Raw genomic sequence first — 18,070 nt, 5'->3', positions numbered from 1 at the left:
CTCCTTGTTTTCCTTCTCAACTCATTGTCCGCGCAGCAGACCAATCCGTTCCAGCAGCGCAACGATCCGTGCCCCCTTCGGCAGGAAGCGGAGATCGTCCCGCGTCAATCCGCCCGTTTTCAACAGCGCCAGCAAATAGACCACTGCGCCACACCCGACCGCTAACAGGGCCGTAAGCGTGTAGGCAAGCCGGCTGGACGAAAGCGCGCCGGGCGCCAGCATCATGCATCCCCATTCCACCACAAGCACGACGACGGACATGATCAGCACCGACAAAAACGGCTTCTTGGCAATCTGCCGCAAACCGATGCGCGCCTTGGTGTACTTGACGACTCCCAACACGTTGAGCCCCATGGCGACCAGATACGCCATCACAGTGGCAAACGCCGCCCCGGCAATGCCCCAGAACGGCACCAGCGCCAGGTTCAGCACCAGTTTGAAGACGACTCCGATCAGCAGGTTGCGGGCCGGGCGCATCACCCGTCCCATTCCCTGCAGGATGCCGGCACTGGCGATGCTCAGCGTGGCAAACAGGATGGTAAAGGCCTGGATGGCCAGCGCTTCCGTCCCTTTGTCGTCGCCGTAGAGCATGATGTTGACCGGCTCTGCCAGCAGCGCCAGTCCGACCGAAGCCGGCAGTCCCAGCAAAAAGGTGAGCCGGATCGCCACTTCCGAACGGCCGGCAATCAGCCGGTACTGCCGCTGTGCCGCCGCCTCGCTGATCGCCGGAACCAGCGCCAGCGAGAGGGAAGTGGCGAAAAACGTGCCAAACTGAATCAACGGCTGCCCCCGGTCATAGGCGCCCTTTGCCACTTTCGCCAATTCTTCCTCCATGCCGCTCCACTGCAGCATGTTGACGACGGTCAGCGAGTCCACCAGCGGGATCAGGGGCAGCACCAGCGCCCCCATGCAGATTGGCAGGGCGTAAAACAACAGGCTTTTCAGCACCTGCCGGTTGCCCCAGACAGCCACGTCGGCCGATTGGGTCACGCCCTCCCCGATCGGTCCGGACTGCTTGTCCCTTTTCCAGTACCACAACAGGACAAGCACCGCCGCCACCGCCCCGGGAAATGCGGCGAAAACTGCGCCCGTTCCTGCCAAATAGGCGTCCTGGTAGACGCTCATGGCCCAGAAAGCGGCCAACAGAATGAAAACAACCCGGATCAGCTGTTCAATCACCTGCGATACCCCGGTCGGCATCATGTTTTGATGTCCTTGAAAGTACCCTCGCAAAATGGCTGCCATCGGCACGATCGGCAGCGACCAGGCGACCGCCCGTAGTGGGGTGACCAGGTGTTCATCCCCCATGAAGCTGGCGATCAGCGGTGCTCCGCCGTACAGCAGCGCAAAGAAAAAGAACCCCAGCACCACAAGTGTGACGCTGGCAACGCGAAACGCCTTGCGCGCGCCAAGCACATCCCCGACCGCGATGCGTTCGGAGACAATCTTGGAGATGGCGATGGGAAACCCGGCCGTCGCCAGGATCAACAGCGTGGTATACAGCGGATACACCTGCATGTAGACGTACAAGCCGATGTCGCCGGCAATATTTTGGTACGGGATGCGGTACACTGCACCCAGCAGTTTGGAGACCAGCCCGGCTGCCCCCAATATGGCCGCTCCTTTTACAAATTGGACGGATGCCTTTTCCTGAGCCATGCGCGTGATGTTCTCCTCTCAAAACACAAACTGCGTCCATTATATCACAACCGATCAACGGGAAGAAAAGCGGGGGATTGACGCGTCCTCCACCTCCGGACGTAAAAAAAAAAACAGCCCCGCCGCACGAGGCTGTTTGACGTGTTACTGCTCCATCTGCTTGGCCAGGAAACCGGCCGCTGTCTCTGCCATTTTCATTTCCAGATCGCCCATCTTGGTCCCCTCGTTTTTCGTGAGGAGAATCACCGCACCAATCGGGTCGCCGCCGGCCACGATCGGCGCGATCACAAAGGACCCGTACGTTTCTTGCAGGTCGCGGCAAATTTCATACGTGCCCGAATTCTTTTCGACGCGCGTCTTCCGCTCTTCCAGGCATTTTTCCACGATGCTGCCGATCGGCTTCTCCAGGTACTCCTTCTTGGATGCGCCGGACACGGCGATGACGCTGTCGCGGTCGGAAATCAGGATGATATGGTTCAGGCTTTCGTACAGCGAGTCAGCGTATTCCTTGGCGAAATCACCCAGTTCTCCGATGGGCGAATACTTCTTCAGGATAACCTCCCCGTCGCGGTCCACGAAGATCTCCAGCGGATCGCCTTCGCGAATGCGCAGGGTGCGACGAATCTCCTTTGGTATCACGACCCGGCCGAGGTCGTCGATGCGACGAACAATACCAGTTGCTTTCATGTCATGTTGCCTCGCTTTCGTGAGAAGTGGGTTGTGAAAGAGTTGGTGGTTACCTGTATTTTTTCCTCAGATTCTCATTTTAACGACGAGTGACGACTGCAACATTTTCCAGTTTGATTTTGTTACTCTCCCCCGGGCGGTAGCGAGTGACTATAGTATTCGCCGGAGCTTCAAGAATATGCGAGAAAACGAAAAAACAGGGAACCTGAGTTCCCTGTCAGACTGAAGACGTTGCATTTCCAGGCCAAAAGGCCTGCACTCAAAAGACCCGTCCTATTTGGCCTGTTCCGCAGGCTGTTTCACTTCCGGAAGGTTGTACTTGGTAATCAGCTTGTCCAGCTCGGTATTGCCGAATTTGTCGTACTCCTGCTCCAACGCCTGCGCGCGAAGCTGTTCCTTCATCTCGTCAAAGCTCTTTTGTTTCCGGCTTTCCACCTTCATTACATGGTAGCCGTAATCAGTTTTTACCGGATCACTGATTTGCCCGATTGGCAGTTTCAGGGCCGCGTCCTTGAACTCCGGCACCCATTGGCTCACGTCGGCGTCTTCGTACAGACCGCCCGTGTCCTTGCTGCCCGGGTCGTCGCTGTGCTCTTTGGCCAGTTTGGCGAAATCCTCCCCTTTTTTCAGGCGGGCCGCCAGATCGTTGGCCAGTTTGAGCGCTTCTTCCGGTTTCCGATTTTCGGTGGAGATCAGGATGTGGCGGACAGAGGCGACGGTCAGCGATTCCTTGCTCATGCCGTCGTACATCTTTTTCAACGCCGCGTCATCAATGTTCTTTTTCAGCACGTTGATCGAGTTGTTGATGAGCGTCATCTGATCGATCACGAGATTCTTGGTGACGCCCTGATTCTCCATCAGCTTGTCAAACTTGGCATTGTCGTTGCCCAGGAGGCTGAGATACTGCTCTTTGATCTTGTCGAAGCTCTTCTCAGCCGTCTCCCTGGACTCTTTCTCGATCGCAGCGTCGGCTTTGGCGGCCAGGATTTTCGTCGCCGTGAATTCACGGGCGAACGTTTTTAACATCTCCTGATCCGCCACTTCGATCATTTGCCCCTGCATCGGATTGAGGAAGTTAATCACTCGCAGGAACGTCTCAAATTCCTTCCCGCTGAGCGTGCCTCCCTGGTACTCGACGACAGCGGCATTTTGATCCACTTTGAACGGCAGGTTCAGCTTGGGAAACTGCGCCAGCGGATCGTTTGCCTGGTCACCTGCTGCTTGGTTCTGGTTGGTCTGGTTGGAAGCATCTGTGTTGTTGTCTCCTCCGCATCCGGTCAGCAGTGCCACGACCAGGACGGCGGAAGACAAAATGGCTACAGATCGTTTCATGGAATGGCTCTCCCTTCCCGAAAAGCCCGTTCTCCCTCAGGAGACGGTGCTTTCCGTACTGGTGTCCTTGCGCACCAAGTGAAATTGACGCAGCAGCTTTTCGACAAGCTGCACGCCTTCATCTTCCCGTAACCCTTTTACTTTAACAGTAATGACGATCTGTTGTCCACCCGAGAGCCCCAATCGCCTGTTCCAATTGCTGGCCAGTGCGAACAACGCGCCGCCGTCGATGTTGTTGTTCTGGCTGGGATGCAGATACAGTTTGATCTCGTCCGGATTTTTCTGGCTGATCTCGGTGATGTGGTGCTTGAGCGCGTACACCCGCAGGCGTGAGATCGTGAGCAGGTTCTCCACCGGTTTCGGCACGGGGCCGAAGCGGTCCAGCAGTTCCTCGGCCAGGTCGTCCACGTCCTCCAGGGAGGAGACGGCCACAAATTTTTTGTACATCTCGATTTTCTGCCGGCTGTCGGTGATGTAGAGCGACGGGATGTAGGCGTCCAGCTGCAGGTTGATCTCCACCGGGGAGACGCTCTCCTGCTTCACTTCCCCTTTCAGCTCGTCAATCGCCTCTTTCAGCATCTGGCTGTACAGGTCAAACCCGACCGAGTTGATGAATCCATGCTGCTCGGCGCCCAGCAGATTCCCGGCGCCGCGGATGGAGAGGTCGCGCATCGCGATCTTAAAGCCAGAGCCGAGCTCGGTAAACTCCTTGATCGCCTGCAGCCGCTTCTCCGCCACTTCGGTCAGCACTTTGTCCCGCTGGTAGGTAAAGTAGGCATAGGCAATCCGGTTGGACCGGCCAACCCGTCCACGGAGCTGGTACAGTTGGGACAAGCCCATTTTGTCCGCATTGTAGATGATCAGCGTGTTCACGTTGGGGATGTCCACGCCCGTTTCAATGATCGTCGTGCTGACCAGCACATCGTAATTGCCTTCCAAAAAGTCCAGGATGATGCCTTCCAGCTCGCTCTCGTTCATCTGGCCGTGCGCCACGGCGACGCGGGCGTCCGGCACGAGCGCAGCGATTTGCTCCGCCATCTGCTCGATCCCCTGCACCTGGTTGTAGAGGAAAAAGACCTGACCACCACGGGCCAGTTCCCGTTCGATCGCCTCCCGCACCAGCGCCGGGCCGTACTCCATGACATAGGTTTGCACCGGGAAGCGGTTTTCCGGCGGCGTCTCGATTACGGACAGGTCGCGCACGCCGATCATCGACATGTGCAGTGTCCGTGGAATCGGCGTCGCGGTCAGGGTCAGCACATCCACGTTGGTCTTCATCTGTTTCAGTTTTTCCTTGTGGGTGACACCAAAACGCTGTTCTTCATCGACGATCAATAGTCCCAGGTCGCGAAACTGGACGTCTTTGGACAGCAGTCGGTGCGTCCCGATGACGACGTCCACCGTGCCTTCCTTCAGCCCTTTCAGCGCGGCGTTCTGCTCTTTGCGCGAGCGGAACCGGCTGAGCACTTCGACACGGATCGGGTAGTCGGCAAAACGCTCGCGGAAGGTCTCGTAATGCTGCTGCGCCAAAATGGTGGTGGGCACAAGCACCGCCACCTGCTTGCCGTCCATGACCGCCTTGAAGGCCGCCCGGATGGCCACCTCTGTCTTGCCGTAACCCACGTCGCCGCAGACGAGACGGTCCATCGGCCGACGCTTTTCCATGTCCTGCTTGACTTCAGCGATCGCCCGGAGCTGGTCGGGCGTCTCCTGGTAGGGAAACATCGCCTCAAACTCCCGCTGTTCCGCCGTGTCAGGCGAGAAGGCGTGGCCCACAGCCGCTTCCCGGGCCGCGTAGAGCTTGATCAGGTCTTCCGCAATGTCTTTGACGGAGGACTTCACCTTGTTCTTGACGCGCTTCCACTCGCTGCCCCCGAGGCTGTAGATTTTCGGCTCCGACTCTTCGCTGCCCACGTATTTCTGCACGTGGTCAATCTGGTCGATCGGCACAAACAGGCTGTCTCCGCCGGCGTACTGAATATGCAAGTAATCTTTATGAATTCCGAGAATTTCTTTGGTTTCGATCCCCAGGTATTTGCCGATCCCGTGGTTGACGTGCACGACGTAGTCGCCCGGTTTCAGCTCCAGGTAGTTTTTGATCCGCTCGGCGTTGGTCATCGTCTGTTGGACTTTGCGCGCCTTGCGCTGTTTGGGGGTAAAGACTTCCCCCTCGGTGATGACGACGAGCTTGTTCAACGGCAGTTCAAACCCGGTTTGCAGGTTGCCGATAATAATGGTCGGACGACCGGGTGGAACCGATTCCACCGACTCGGTCAGCAGGTCGGCTTCCATCTCGTAGTCATGCAGCACCCGTTCCAGACGCTTGGCCCGCTCCAGATCGGCGGCAACGAAAACGATCTGGTCCTGCGATTTTTTCCAACGGGCCAGCTCCGTCTTCAGCACGTTCATCTGGCCGTGGAAGTTTTGCATCGTCCGGCAGGTGAGATTGACGATGTTTTGCGGCTGCGTTTTGGGCGATTGGCGCAAAAACAAAGACAGGTAGACGATCTGCCGCTTTTTCGCGCCCACGGTCTCCTCGTAGGAGCGGGACAAGCTCAAATTGGCCATGTACTCCCCTTCGGCGATCCGGCCGGTCAGCCACTCCGCCTCCTCTTTTTGAAGCTGCGCCGCCGTATCCAGCACGCGGGACGGTTCGTCCACGATCAGCACCGTGTCAGCCGGCATATAGGAAAGCAGCGTATCGTTCGTCGGGTAAAGGACCGAGATGTAGGAATAGAGATGGGAAAACCGCTGTCCCTGCATCATCCGTTCCACGTCGGCGCCGATTTTTTGCACCACTTTTTCCTTGGCCGCCCCGTCCGTCAGTTTGGATACGGTTTCGCCCAGCTTTTGCTCCAGCCGGACAGCTGCCTCCTGCAAGAGTGCGGTCGTGGCAAAGACCTCCTTGGCCGGCCCGATTGTAAACGACTGGACGGACGTAAGCGAGCGCTGCGTTCCCATGTCAAATGTGCGGATCGAGTCGATTTCCACATCAAACAGCTCGATCCGCACCGGCCATTCCGAGTCGATCGGGTACAGGTCAATGATCCCGCCGCGCACGCTGAATTCACCTTTTCGCTCCACCATGTCGACGCGCTCGTACCCCAACTCCACACAGCGGAGCAAAAACGCGTCAATGTCCAGTTCTTCGCCGACCCGCAGTTCGATCTGCGCGTCCCGCCAGATGTGAGGCGGCACGACCAGACGGCGTACGCCGGCGAACGGCGCAACCAAAATACCCGTAAAGCCTCGGGCTAAACGGTTGAACACGTGTACGCGCTGCGCCAGCATCTCGGGACTGGCGATCGCCAGTTCGGAGCCTATCAATTCGTTTCCGGGAAAGAGCAGCACCTCGTCGGCGGGGAGGAGTTCGATCAGATCCTCGTACACTTTTTGCGCTTGAAACATGTTATGGGTGATGACGCACATCGGACGGCCCGCCATCTGTTTGAGCGCCACCATCAGCGCTTGCCGGGCGGAACCGGCCAGACCGGAGACGAGCTGTTCGTGCAGCCCCTTTTCCAGGCCGGCGACAATTGTCCCGATGTTGGCGTCCCGTTTTATCGGGTTAATGATGACTTGCATTCATTAGTCCCCTCTCTGGATTTTCTGTCATGCGAAAAGAAGCCTTAGCTCAAGAAGCCAAGGCCTTGTCCTTGCAAGCCTTCCACCGAAAGCATTTCGCTTCCTCCATATATTATTTATAAGAGGATGCAGCTGTAGGAGTGTTATTGGAGCGGATTACCGATCAGGGAAAGCTCCGGATGCAGATCCAGCGCCTCACGACAGTAGGCGCACGTGATGCTGACAACCGTGTCCCCCTCAGGTTCTTTGGTTATTATAAGAGCACGTTCTTCCGGGGTCAAGGAATCCAACCCCAACTGTGCTTCCGTCACACGCGCATCGTCAAATTCCGCAATCCTGATGCCGCAGCAGCGGCAGACATAGCGAATGCTCACTCGCAATACACCCCCAGGCGAATCTACCGCTTAGTATGGTCGAGGGGGTGGAAAAACATACTTGATCAAGCCGCATGGCGTGAGCGGTTTTTTGACGTTCAGACGCTTAACCGTGTTACTTCCGACTGTTGTAGCGGTTCATCACGAGCTCAAACGGTTCTCTCGTCCACATCGCGGCAGCCTCAGCCGCCTGCTCCACGGCAGCGTTGATCACCGGGCGCTCGGCGGCAGAAAAAGTCTGCAAAACGTAATCGCTTACACTCCTTCCCGGTTCGGGGCGACCGATGCCCACCTTGATTCGCTTGAACTCCTGGGTACCCATGTGCTGGATCAGCGATTTGATGCCGTTGTGTCCGCCAGCGCTGCCCTTTAACCGCAGGCGAAGCTGGCCGCAAGGCAGATCCAAATCGTCGTAAATTACCACAATATCATCCGGCGTCAGCTTGTAAAACGACAGCACCTCGATAACGGACTCCCCGGACAGATTCATGTAAGTCTGCGGTTTGACCAGCAGCACCTTTTCCCCTTCGATCCGGCCCTCGCCAACAATGGCGCGAAACTTGTGCTGTTGTACGGGAATGTTCCACTTATCGCTAATTTTATCTATGGCCATAAACCCTGCATTATGTCTTGTATCTTCATATTTTTTGCCGGGGTTGCCCAGCCCAATGATCACTTTCACGGTTGTTCCCTCCTAACCTCCCCTCATTGTACATAGAAAACCAAGCTCCGCCAAGGCGGTGACACCTACATAAAAAAGCCCCGAACATCCGGGGCAGGAGCCACTCTATGTGGTTTTGGCTTTCTCTGGCGGCGATCCGGCCTCTTCGGCCACAGCCTCGGCCGACTGTTCCGCCTCCACTGCTTCGTCCGACTTGGCCTTCACCGGCAGGATGCTTACGACCACTTCCATCTCGTCAATCCCGAGATCGACGTCGGGCGGAATCTCCAGATCTTTGGCCAGCACCACGTCGCCGATGTTGAGGCCGTCGACATTCACGGTAAACGCTTCGGGAATGCTGCCGGGCAGGCAGGAGATTTCCACGCTGTGGCGGACCAAGGTGGCCACCCCCAGTTCCGGGTCACCCTCCAGCAGCACCGGGACGCTGGTGTGCACTTTTTCATTCATATTGATTTTTTTGAAGTCAGCATGAAGAATGTTGCCCTTCACGGGATGACGCTGCAGTTCGTAGACCATCACGGGGTGTTCGTTGCCGTTGACCACCAGCTTGAATGGCTTGTTGGTGGACTGATGGCGCAGGGCCTGATCCAGTTCCCGTCCATTCACCTGGATCGCCAGGTTCTGGACGTCGCTTCCGTAGACGACAGCCGGGACCCAGCCCTGGCGTCGCAGTTCGTTGTTCGTCGGCTGTTCTCCCTTGCGGCGGATGATCGCCTTGATCGTTTCCACAAAAAAACCTCCTCTGGACATCTAGCAGATTCTTCCTTCTCCCTAGCTTGTCCAGCGGAGGCGTATTTCAATCGTCTGACCGGGTTGTACTAATCAAACAGCTTGCTGACAGACAGCTCTTCGTGAACGCGGATGATCGCTTCCCCGATAATCGGTGCCACAGACAGCACCTTGATCTTGTCGATCATCCGATCCTGGCTCAACGGGATGGTGTTGGTCACTACCAATTCGCTAATCTTGGAATCGTTGATTCGCTGGATGGCCGGGCCGGACAGCACCGGATGCGTGCAGCACGCGTACACGTCACGCGCACCTGCTTCCACCAGCGCGTTGGCCGCCAGCGTAATCGTGCCAGCCGTATCGATGATGTCGTCAATGATGATTGCTGTCTTACCCTCGATGTTCCCGACGATGTTCATCACTTCTGCAACATTTGGCTCCGGACGGCGCTTGTCGATGATCGCAATCGGCGCTTCCAGGCGCTCCGCCAGCCTGCGGGCACGGGTTACGCCACCGTGGTCAGGCGAGACGACGACGATGTCCTGCAGGCCTTTTTCGGCAAAGTATTTCCCCAGAATCGGTACGCCCAACAGGTGGTCGACCGGGATGTCGAAAAAGCCCTGGATTTGCGTCGCGTGCAGGTCCATCGTGATGACGCGGTGCGCCCCTGCGGTCTCGATCAGATTGGCGACCAGTTTGGCCGTAATCGGATCGCGCGCGCGGGCTTTCCGGTCCTGACGGGCGTACCCGTAATACGGAATCACGACGTTGATGCTCTTGGCAGAGGCGCGTTTCAGCGCATCGACCATCACAAGCAGTTCCATCAGGTGTTCGTTAACGGGAGCACATGTTGGCTGAATCACAAACACGTCACAACCGCGAACGCTTTCGTTCAATTTGATTTGACACTCGCCGTCGCTGAAGCGGACTGCTTCCGCATTGCCCAGCGGTACACCGATGTGCTCCGCAATCTCTTTTGCCAGTTGGCGATTTGCGTTGCACGTAAAGACTTTCAGTTTGGGATCGCGGTAGTTAGCCATGATAGTTAAAAAAACCCCCCGTTGTTAATCCTTCTTGCCTTTGCGTGGCAGTTTGTTAGCATAACCCGGCTTGTTTATCTGACGCTCTCGAGCAATGGCCAGCGCTTCGTCCGGCACGTCCTGTGTAATGGTGGAACCCGCTGCTACATACGCTTGTTGTCCCACAGTAACCGGCGCAACAAGATTGGTGTTGCAGCCGATAAAGGAGCCGTCCATTACGACTGTTTTGTGTTTGACGGCGCCGTCATAGTTGACCGTAATCGTACCGCAGCCGATGTTGACACCCTCGCCAATCTCGGCGTCGCCTACGTAGCTGAGGTGCGGTACCTTGGTGCCTTTGCCGATTTTCGCATTTTTCAGTTCGACAAAGTCGCCGATTTTGACACTCGGGCCAATTTCCGTTCCCGGCCGCACATAAGCAAACGGTCCGACCGTGGAGTCTGCTTCCACACGAGCGTCGACCATGACGGAGTAGGAGATGGTGACACGGTCTGCCACCTGCACATTGCTCAAATCCGCCTGCGGACCAATCACGCAATCGGCGCCGATGGTTGTCCCTGCGCGCAAATACGTTCCGGGCTGAATCACCGTATCCGCACCGATCACCACGTCCGCTTCGATGTACGTGGATGCGGGGTCGACAATGGTCACGCCGTTTTTCATATGGCGCACGGCGATGCGTTTGCGCATGTATGCTTCGGCTTCGGCCAGCTGCGAGCGGTCGTTGACGCCCATCGTTTCATCCGGGTCAACCGCTTCAAACGCGGCCACCTTTTCTCCTGCTTCCCGCAGAATGCCGATACAATCCGTCACATAGTATTCACCTTGAGCGTTGTCATTTTTCACTTGTGCCAAGGCTTTCAATAATTTTTGATTGTCAAAACAGTATATGCCTGTGTTGATTTCTCTGATCACCCGTTCCTCTGGAGTTGCGTCCTTGTGCTCGACGATCGCCTGCACCTCACCTGTTTCACTGCGCACGATGCGTCCGTAACCGGTCGGGTCCGGGACGACAGCAGTCAGTACAGTTGCAGCTGCCTGCTGCTCTTCGTGATAGCGCAAGAGAGCAGTGAGCGTCTCCTCGGACAGGAGGGGTACATCTCCGTACAAAATAAACGTAGTTCCTTCTTTCGCCTGCAAAAACGGTACCGCCTGCTGTACGGCATGAGCCGTACCCAACTGTTCCTTCTGCAAAGCGTACGTGACGCGGTCGCCCAATCTGGAACGAACAGCGTCAGCACCATGACCTACGACGACGATGACATCCTCCACCCGCATGGAAGCCAGCGTGTCCACCACATGCTGGACCATGGGCTTGCCGCAGACGGGGTGAAGAACTTTGTACAGCTTCGATTTCATCCGCGTTCCCTGACCGGCAGCCAGTACCACGGCATGGATCTTAGACATGTCAACCCTCCAACGTATAAGTTCCACAATGACTATATCTTAATCAAATGGTGATTTCAAGACGGTAGGCACTGGTTTCCCATGGCGATTTTTAGTCGTTTGACGCCTGTTTCCCACCTGGATTATGATGGGAAGTGAACCGAGAGCGGGTCTTCAAGGGAATTGTCAGTCTCTTGCGAAAATATAAATGTAACATTTTTGACATTTTTCCCAACTCCGCCCTCCGTGTTCTGACCGTTACATGACAAGGCAAGGGGGATGGTGGCGTTGAGCGCTGGCGTATACATGTTGACCGGGTATCTGGGCAGCGGTAAGACGACGCTGTTACAAAAACTGCTGGCCTATCTGCAAAGCCAGGATGGTCGGGTCGTGGTCCTGATGAATGAAATGGGCGATGAAGACATCGACGGCGAGCAGATTCAGGGTTTTGGCTTTCCGGTAAAAAAGCTTCTGGACGGCTGCATCTGCTGCTCCATTCGCGGGGAGCTGACGGAAGGTCTGAAGGACATTCTCGCTTCCTTTGAGCCTGACCACATCCTGATCGAAACCACCGGCGTGGCCGATCCGGTCGATGTAGTGGACGCACTGACACATCCGGAGCTGTACGACAGATTGGAGCTCAAGGGAATCATCAGCGTCGTGGACGCGTCCCGCTTCCGCAGCCTTATCTCCCGTTTTCAGTCGAGCAGCACGCTGGTCAAGACGATCCGCAACCAGGTGAAGTACGCCGATTTGCTTCTATTAAATAAAATCGATCTGGTCACCCCGGATGTGTTGGAAAAAGTAAAGGCCAAGCTGCTGGAGCTGAATCCGCACGCTCCGATCCACCAGACGATCCAGAGCGACATGGACCTGCGGGAACTGTTGAACATCAAACGCGCCGCCGAACGCAGTGCAGCCATACAGGCCCGTGACAAGGCCGGCACTCCTGTGCAAAAAAGCATAGGACGAATGTCCACCCTGGATAAAGTAAAACGATCGCTCGGCTTCTCAGCCGGTCAGCCGTCGCTGTACAACAGCATCGAAACCTTTTCCTACCATTTTACTGGACCGGTAGACGCAGACAAGTTTGAGGATTTTCTCTGGGATCTGCCGAAAAACGTCTACCGCGCCAAAGGGTACGTGCTGTTTAAAGGAAGGGAGGAACTGATTTCATTTCAGCACACCGAAAACCAGGTGCACCTGTTTCCGTTCGAAAACTTCGGTCCGAAGATGGTAGCCGTCTTTATCGGCGAAGGATTGGACAGGGAAAAAATCATAGCCGATCTGGAGGCCTGCTATTAGCGGCGAAAACGGCAACAGGACCGGGACCGGTGGAACAGCCTCGCCTGGCTTTTCGTCCGGCTGCTTCGGCAAGAACAAAGCACCCAGTCGTCGAGACCGGGTGCTTTTTGCTGGACTTGAATCAAGCGCCTGCTTCGATGGTGTTCTCTTCTTCCTGACCGACGCGCTCGTATTCAGCCAGCACAGCAGCCTGAATCTTTTCGCGCGTGGCAGAGGAGATCGGATGTGCGATGTCGCGGAACTCCCCATCCGGGGTGCGTTTGCTGGGCATCGCAACAAACATGCCATTGTTCCCGTCAATGACACGGATATCATGAACCACGAATTCATGGTCAATCGTAATGGACGCAATGGCTTTCATTCTACCATCCGTATTCACTCGGCGAAGTCTTACGTCTGTTACTTCCATTAAGTTCACTCCCTTTATCTATCAAAGCGTTTAGGATTATTTCCACGCTCTGGGTAAATATTCCTGCTAGGTTACCGAATTTTTGAAAAAAAAAACGATAATTTTTCTCTCCCCTGCGGGACAAATGCGCAAAAAACAAGTCCGACACGGCCTGGTGTCGGACTTTTTGATTATTCTACACGATTCTCCATTATTCTCCTGCGTACGCAATGACTTCGATTTCCACCTTGACGTCGCGCGGCAGACGAGCCACTTCCACCGTAGAACGGGCCGGTTTGTGATCGCCAAAGTATTCGGCGTACACGTCATTCAGCCGGCCAAAATCGTTCATGTCCTTGATAAACACAGTCGCTTTCACCACATCAGCGAGCGACAGCCCGGCTTCGGCCAGGATCGCCTTGATGTTGGCAAACACCTGGTGCGCCTGGTCCACGATATCCCCTTCGACCAGGGTGCCGTCCGGGCGCAGCGGGATTTGACCGGATGCATACAGAAACGGGCCTGCCTTGACCGCCTGGCTGTACGGACCGATTGCCGCCGGCGCCTTGTCCGTCGAAACAAATGAAATCGCCATCTGTTCATTACTCCTCTCTGTTGTGAAAATAACTGCCCAGCTCGATCTCGATTTGCTTGCCCTTCACATCCACATCGCGCAGCTTGGCCAGCGAAACGTACTCGTCCACGAGACGATCCGTGACGTCAGCCGTCTCCACCAACACGCCGCAGCCCACCACAGTGGCGCGGAACTCCTGCAGGAGATCGATCATGCCGCGAATCGTGCCGCCGGCCTTCATGAAATCGTCGACGATCAGGACACGGGACTGTTCGGCCAGCGCGCGGCGGGCAAGCGACATCGTCTGAATGCGCTTGCTCGAGCCGGACACGTAATTGATGCTGACCACGGATCCTTCCGTCACCTTGTTGTCGCGCCGAACGATCACAACTGGCACGTTCAGATAGGCGGCCGTTGCGTAGGCGAGCGGAATCCCCTTGGTTTCCACCGTCATGACCACTTCCACGTTCTTTTCGGCAAAGGCGGTGGCAAACAGCTTGCCGATCCGGGCCATGGTGGCCGGATGGCCGAGGATGTCAGACATGTACAGGTAGCCGCCCGGCAGCAGGCGGTCGGGATTTTCCAAATGGCCGATCAGTTCGCGCATGAAGTGAAGGGCCTGTTCCGTCTTCATCTGAGGAATGTACTTCACGCCGCCAGCCGCTCCCGCTACCGTTCGCAGCGCACCCACACCCTGGCTCTCAAACGCTTCCTTGATAATGGACAAGTCTTCGCTGATGGACGACTTTGCCGCTCCGTACTGTTCGGCAAACATGGTGAGTGGAATCAGCGTGTGGGGATGGGCGAGCAAGTGCTGCGTCATGTCGACCAGACGCGCACTTCTGCGCATTTTCTTCATGATTCTTCCTCCAAAAAAACCGAATATTATGGTGCTAATTTATCATTTCCATACGGGATCATGCAAGCATTTCCCCATCAGGCATCCCCAGCATGCGGGCCACGAACACGTCTTTGACAAATCCGCGCAGCGCGTTGTAGATACGGTGGACCTTCGCTTCCTTTTGCACGAGGGCGAACACGGTCGGTCCGCTCCCCGACATCAGCACCCCGTCCGCTCCCGACTGTTCCATCAGCTCCTTGATCTGCCGGACCTGCGGGTGCATGTCCAACGTCACCTCTTCCAGCACGTTACCCATGGAGCGGCACATCAGTGAAAAATCCTGTTCGCGAATCGACCTGATCATTTGCTCTGTGGAAGGATGGCGGGCGATCTCCTGAACGCGCAATCGGCCGTACACGTCAGCCGTGGAGACCCCGATCGGCGGTTTCGCCAATATGACCCAGCAAGGAGCGGGAGCCGGCAAATGGGTGATCTGCTCGCCTCTCCCCCTGGCGAGTGCCGTGCCGCCGTAGACGCAAAACGGCACATCGGACCCGATTTCCGCCCCGATGGCGGCCAGCTCGTCCAGACTCAGCCCGAGATTCCAAAGCTTGTTTAGGCCGCGCAGGGCGGCTGCCGCGTCACTGCTTCCTCCGGCCAGTCCGGCGGCTACCGGAATCTGTTTGTCAATATGCACATGTACGCCCTGACGTATCTGATAGCGTTCACGCAGCAGCACCGCCGCCTTGTAGGCGTGGTTGCGTATGTCGTCCGGTACAAAACTGGCAGAGCAGTCCAGCGTAATGGCGCCGTCCTGGCGCAAGGTCAGGTCTACGCGATCCGCCAAGTCCACTGTGGTCATCACCATTTCCACTTCGTGATAACCGTCCGGCCGTTTGGCCAGCACGTCGAGAGTCAGGTTGATTTTGGCGGGCGCTTTGACCGAGATACGCATGTTGTTCACCTCTGCCTACGTTCAGATTTTCTAGTCTCTTATTGTAGCACAGGGGTTCTCTGCCGTGCCAGTTGGACGGAAGAAAAGCCTATCGCTGTTTTCCGGGATACGCCCAGATGCCCGAAGCTCTCAACAGGTCACGGTAGGTGACCAGTCGCTCGTCTTTCGTCACCTGCTGCGCCTCCTCGATCGTCGGGTAATCCAGGCTGGCCACATGGCTAAATCTGACGCTCCCGCTGCTGCCGTTCATCTTCGCGTACAATTCGCCGGCTTCGCGAAAGACGGTCAATGCCCGTCTCATATGGCTCGCGCTAGTCACCAGCGTGACGTCGCGGATCCCTTCCCGCTCCAGGATCGCCATCGTAAACAGGGCGTTTTCCACCGTGTCCGTCGACTTGTTCTCCAGGAGGATGCGGTCCTGGTCAATCCCTTGGGAGACCAGCCATCGGCTCATCGCGTCCGCTTCGGTGACGCCCTGCTTTGGCACTCCGCCGGTAACGATGATGTTGGCCTGCGGGTATTGTCTGGCGACCGCCAGGCCCGTTTTCAGCCGGTCCACGAGCGGCTGGCGCATCGAACCGTCGTCCGCCAGCGCGTAGCCCAGGATCACGATCGCGTGCCGGGTTTGCGGCAGCCCGGCCGGAACCGCGGTGTTGAGCCTGCCGGCCAGGATCTCGTCTGTCGCCCGCAGCTTTTCCAGATAGGCGGCCGTCCTTTGCGGATCGATCGTCCGCAGCCTGGACACGGCCTCCTGAAACGCCCGCTCGTCTCCGTTCGCCTTGGAGTAGACGGCGAACAGCAGGGTGGCGTTGAAATTGTCAGGGTCCAGGCGCAGGATCTGCCGGTACGTCTGCAGGGCTTCGGGCAGCTTTTTCTGGATGACCTGCGTCGACGCCAGCGAAAACTTCAGATCCAGATTGTACGGATCGAGGATCGTCGCTTCCCGAAAGGCGTGTTCGACCACATCGTATTTGCCTTTCAGGGTGATGCCCTTGAAGATTTCCTTTTCCGCTTGCTGCAGGTCGCCGCCGTGCCAGTAGTAGTACATGGCCGTGTCGACCAACTGATTGATGCGGACGGATGTGGGCTCGTCGTTTTGGATGACGCTCGCCGGCGCTTCCGCAGACGCTGATGGCGGCGGCTCGGGAGATACCGCCTCCGTTTGGGCCGGAACTGGTGTATAGAGCGCCGTAGAGATGACAAAAGCGGCCACTGTTCCCCGTACGATTCCCTTGCTTTTCCACATACTTCCCATTCCTCCTGTCGCTGATCGATCTGTTTGGTGCGTAACCCTCGCCTGTTCCCGGTCTGCTGCCCGCTTTCACCTCCTGAAAAAAGCATGAGCGTCCAGAGCAGAGGGACTCGCCCCTTGCCGCTTCCGTTCGCTCATGCCTAGTTCGCCTAGTGACACGCGTGTGTATTTTTCTGAATATTCTATCATAATAGGCAATGCGGAGCAACTGCCGCGAAACCAAAAACGCAGGAAGAAGCCGGGTTTCCCCGGCCTGTCAACGAGTTTATTTGGCATTCTGTTTGGCTAACGCTTCCTCGGCAATCTGAATCGCGCGTTTGACCAGATTCCCGGCATCGCGCGTGGTGATGGCGCCCCAGCCTTCAGTTTTTACCGTGTCGTAAAACCCCAGCTCTTTGGCCAACTCCATCTTGAACGCTTCAGACATGATGCCTCGTCTGCGACCCATAACATCCTCCCTTTCTCGTTGACAGCCTTAGTATGCGCGAGGTCGGACAAAAAAACCCCGGCCATCCTCTCGATTCAGCCGACACAACGATGGCGCCGAACGGATATAATATCGAGTACCAAGCCAGGGAACAGCAGGAGAAAAAAACAAAACAGCAGAGCCGCCAGGGCCCTACTGCTGTACAAAAGTAATACGAATGTGCTCGTTGTCACGGCACACTGTCAATTCTACTGTCTCCGTCAAGATGTCAGCATAGCTGTATGAAACTCGCTCAAACAATTGGTCGTCATCAAGCTTTACTACGAATACAGAGGGGTATGTTTCTTCGAGGATGCCCGTCCGTTCGACGGTTTTGCGGCGACCGCCATTGGCTTTCAGCAGGATGCGTTCGCCAATGTGCTCGTCTAAACTGCGTTTAATGTCAAGTAACGCGTTTCTTGCCATTATCTCATCCACCTCGCTTGATTCCATTATAACAGCCTATGCTTATTTTGTCAAAGAAATAAAAAATTATAGCAACCAACATCAACTCTTGTCAACGGTGTTTTTTTCGTGAAATCAGCAGATTTTTGTCACATGGTTTGTCCAAAAAAACCACGTCCGGCTACTAAAATTCCTAGCCGCTTTCGTCCTCTGATTATCATTTTCCCAAATGGTTGAGACTGTCCCAAAAATACCAAACGCCCCTTGTATCCAAGGGGCGTTCCAGATTGCAGACAAACTCCCTCGTTGCCATTGCAGTCGAGGGAGTTTTTGTCCTGTATGTATTCGAAAATGAAGCGAAAATGAAAGGCATTGTGCCTCCCTTTGCCTGCCTTCCATAGCCAATTGGC

18 protein-coding genes are annotated in these 18,070 nt (G+C 56.2%); 1 reads left to right on the top strand and 17 read right to left on the bottom strand.

Annotated features, from left to right (window positions below):
- Nucleotides 1-21: 21 nt before the first annotated feature.
- The 9 genes from ETC00_RS16420 to glmU all read right to left on the bottom strand — a co-directional run bounded on the left by ETC00_RS16420 (nucleotide 22) and on the right by glmU (nucleotide 11,495).
- Complete coding sequence (locus ETC00_RS16420; RefSeq protein ID WP_171567208.1) at nucleotides 22-1,659, bottom strand: putative polysaccharide biosynthesis protein; 1,638 nt, start codon at nucleotides 1,657-1,659, stop codon at nucleotides 22-24.
- A gap of 144 nt (nucleotides 1,660-1,803) precedes the next feature.
- Entirely contained in the window at nucleotides 1,804-2,346 is a 543-nt protein-coding gene (spoVT, locus tag ETC00_RS16415) for a stage V sporulation protein T (RefSeq protein WP_171567207.1), read from the bottom strand.
- 273 nt (nucleotides 2,347-2,619) lie between these two features.
- Complete coding sequence (locus ETC00_RS16410) at nucleotides 2,620-3,678, bottom strand: peptidylprolyl isomerase (RefSeq protein WP_171567206.1); 1,059 nt, start codon at nucleotides 3,676-3,678, stop codon at nucleotides 2,620-2,622.
- Between the two features lie 36 nt (nucleotides 3,679-3,714).
- Nucleotides 3,715-7,263 (bottom strand): transcription-repair coupling factor, encoded by a 3,549-nt coding sequence (gene mfd, locus ETC00_RS16405; protein ID WP_171567205.1) that lies wholly within the window; start codon nucleotides 7,261-7,263, stop codon nucleotides 3,715-3,717.
- A gap of 143 nt (nucleotides 7,264-7,406) precedes the next feature.
- A complete protein-coding gene (locus tag ETC00_RS16400) occupies nucleotides 7,407-7,637 on the bottom strand; it encodes an anti-sigma-F factor Fin (protein ID WP_171567204.1) in 231 nt (76 codons plus the stop codon).
- 115 nt (nucleotides 7,638-7,752) lie between these two features.
- Complete coding sequence (gene pth, locus ETC00_RS16395) at nucleotides 7,753-8,319, bottom strand: aminoacyl-tRNA hydrolase (protein ID WP_171567203.1); 567 nt, start codon at nucleotides 8,317-8,319, stop codon at nucleotides 7,753-7,755.
- Between the two features lie 105 nt (nucleotides 8,320-8,424).
- A complete protein-coding gene (locus ETC00_RS16390) occupies nucleotides 8,425-9,048 on the bottom strand; it encodes a 50S ribosomal protein L25 (RefSeq protein WP_230077608.1) in 624 nt (207 codons plus the stop codon).
- Between the two features lie 89 nt (nucleotides 9,049-9,137).
- Nucleotides 9,138-10,088 carry a ribose-phosphate diphosphokinase gene (locus ETC00_RS16385; protein ID WP_171567201.1) on the bottom strand — a complete coding sequence of 317 codons (951 nt, stop codon included), beginning with the start codon at nucleotides 10,086-10,088 and terminating at the stop codon, nucleotides 9,138-9,140.
- A gap of 24 nt (nucleotides 10,089-10,112) precedes the next feature.
- Nucleotides 10,113-11,495 carry a bifunctional UDP-N-acetylglucosamine diphosphorylase/glucosamine-1-phosphate N-acetyltransferase GlmU gene (gene glmU / locus ETC00_RS16380; protein WP_171567200.1) on the bottom strand — a complete coding sequence of 461 codons (1,383 nt, stop codon included), beginning with the start codon at nucleotides 11,493-11,495 and terminating at the stop codon, nucleotides 10,113-10,115.
- 267 nt (nucleotides 11,496-11,762) lie between these two features.
- On the opposite strand from glmU, the gene ETC00_RS16375 reads away from it, so the two are divergent.
- Entirely contained in the window at nucleotides 11,763-12,779 is a 1,017-nt protein-coding gene (locus ETC00_RS16375; RefSeq protein ID WP_171567199.1) for a CobW family GTP-binding protein, read from the top strand.
- 121 nt (nucleotides 12,780-12,900) lie between these two features.
- Here ETC00_RS16375 and spoVG read toward each other — a convergent pair whose 3' ends face one another.
- The 8 genes from spoVG to ETC00_RS20490 all read right to left on the bottom strand — a co-directional run.
- Nucleotides 12,901-13,188, bottom strand: a complete 288-nt coding sequence (gene spoVG, locus ETC00_RS16370; RefSeq protein ID WP_029098031.1) for a septation regulator SpoVG — start codon at nucleotides 13,186-13,188, stop codon at nucleotides 12,901-12,903.
- A 190-nt stretch (nucleotides 13,189-13,378) separates the two neighbouring features.
- Nucleotides 13,379-13,762: a RidA family protein gene (locus ETC00_RS16365; RefSeq protein ID WP_171567198.1), complete on the bottom strand. Its 384-nt coding sequence runs from the start codon at nucleotides 13,760-13,762 to the stop codon at nucleotides 13,379-13,381.
- Between the two features lie 7 nt (nucleotides 13,763-13,769).
- The gene (gene purR, locus ETC00_RS16360; RefSeq protein WP_171567197.1) at nucleotides 13,770-14,600 is read right to left on the bottom strand and encodes a pur operon repressor; all 831 of its coding nucleotides are present in this window, start codon (nucleotides 14,598-14,600) and stop codon (nucleotides 13,770-13,772) included.
- 58 nt (nucleotides 14,601-14,658) lie between these two features.
- Complete coding sequence (gene ispE, locus ETC00_RS16355) at nucleotides 14,659-15,537, bottom strand: 4-(cytidine 5'-diphospho)-2-C-methyl-D-erythritol kinase (RefSeq protein WP_171567196.1); 879 nt, start codon at nucleotides 15,535-15,537, stop codon at nucleotides 14,659-14,661.
- A gap of 88 nt (nucleotides 15,538-15,625) precedes the next feature.
- Nucleotides 15,626-16,783: a YdcF family protein gene (locus ETC00_RS16350; RefSeq protein ID WP_171567195.1), complete on the bottom strand. Its 1,158-nt coding sequence runs from the start codon at nucleotides 16,781-16,783 to the stop codon at nucleotides 15,626-15,628.
- A gap of 271 nt (nucleotides 16,784-17,054) precedes the next feature.
- A complete protein-coding gene (locus ETC00_RS16345) occupies nucleotides 17,055-17,237 on the bottom strand; it encodes a small, acid-soluble spore protein, alpha/beta type (RefSeq protein WP_029098035.1) in 183 nt (60 codons plus the stop codon).
- A 171-nt stretch (nucleotides 17,238-17,408) separates the two neighbouring features.
- Entirely contained in the window at nucleotides 17,409-17,681 is a 273-nt protein-coding gene (gene veg, locus ETC00_RS16340) for a biofilm formation stimulator Veg (protein WP_029098036.1), read from the bottom strand.
- Between the two features lie 128 nt (nucleotides 17,682-17,809).
- On the bottom strand, nucleotides 17,810-18,070 hold a 261-nt coding region (locus tag ETC00_RS20490; RefSeq protein ID WP_216369538.1), incomplete at its 5' end, for a hypothetical protein.

Origin of the sequence: Brevibacillus sp. MCWH (assembly GCF_013096935.1) — a bacterium.
Classification (GTDB): Bacteria; Bacillota; Bacilli; order Brevibacillales; family Brevibacillaceae; genus Brevibacillus; species Brevibacillus aydinogluensis.
The sequence above is the reverse complement of the archived record's forward strand: the minus strand, read 5'-3'. Positions and strand labels throughout refer to the sequence as shown.

Excerpts from the sequence above, each read along its gene's own strand:
- ETC00_RS16420 (WP_171567208.1), bottom strand. The coding sequence starts at position 1,659 with ATGGCTCAGGAAAAGGCATCCGTCCAATTTGTAAAAGGAGCGGCCATA.
- spoVT (WP_171567207.1), bottom strand. The coding sequence starts at position 2,346 with ATGAAAGCAACTGGTATTGTTCGTCGCATCGACGACCTCGGCCGGGTC.
- ETC00_RS16410 (WP_171567206.1), bottom strand. The coding sequence starts at position 3,678 with ATGAAACGATCTGTAGCCATTTTGTCTTCCGCCGTCCTGGTCGTGGCA.
- mfd (WP_171567205.1), bottom strand. The coding sequence starts at position 7,263 with ATGCAAGTCATCATTAACCCGATAAAACGGGACGCCAACATCGGGACA.
- ETC00_RS16385 (WP_171567201.1), bottom strand. The coding sequence starts at position 10,088 with ATGGCTAACTACCGCGATCCCAAACTGAAAGTCTTTACGTGCAACGCA.
- glmU (WP_171567200.1), bottom strand. The coding sequence starts at position 11,495 with ATGTCTAAGATCCATGCCGTGGTACTGGCTGCCGGTCAGGGAACGCGG.
- spoVG (WP_029098031.1), bottom strand. The coding sequence starts at position 13,188 with ATGGAAGTAACAGACGTAAGACTTCGCCGAGTGAATACGGATGGTAGA.
- ETC00_RS16365 (WP_171567198.1), bottom strand. The coding sequence starts at position 13,762 with ATGGCGATTTCATTTGTTTCGACGGACAAGGCGCCGGCGGCAATCGGT.
- purR (WP_171567197.1), bottom strand. The coding sequence starts at position 14,600 with ATGAAGAAAATGCGCAGAAGTGCGCGTCTGGTCGACATGACGCAGCAC.
- ispE (WP_171567196.1), bottom strand. The coding sequence starts at position 15,537 with ATGCGTATCTCGGTCAAAGCGCCCGCCAAAATCAACCTGACTCTCGAC.
- ETC00_RS16350 (WP_171567195.1), bottom strand. The coding sequence starts at position 16,783 with ATGTGGAAAAGCAAGGGAATCGTACGGGGAACAGTGGCCGCTTTTGTC.
- ETC00_RS16345 (WP_029098035.1), bottom strand. The coding sequence starts at position 17,237 with ATGGGTCGCAGACGAGGCATCATGTCTGAAGCGTTCAAGATGGAGTTG.
- veg (WP_029098036.1), bottom strand. The coding sequence starts at position 17,681 with ATGGCAAGAAACGCGTTACTTGACATTAAACGCAGTTTAGACGAGCAC.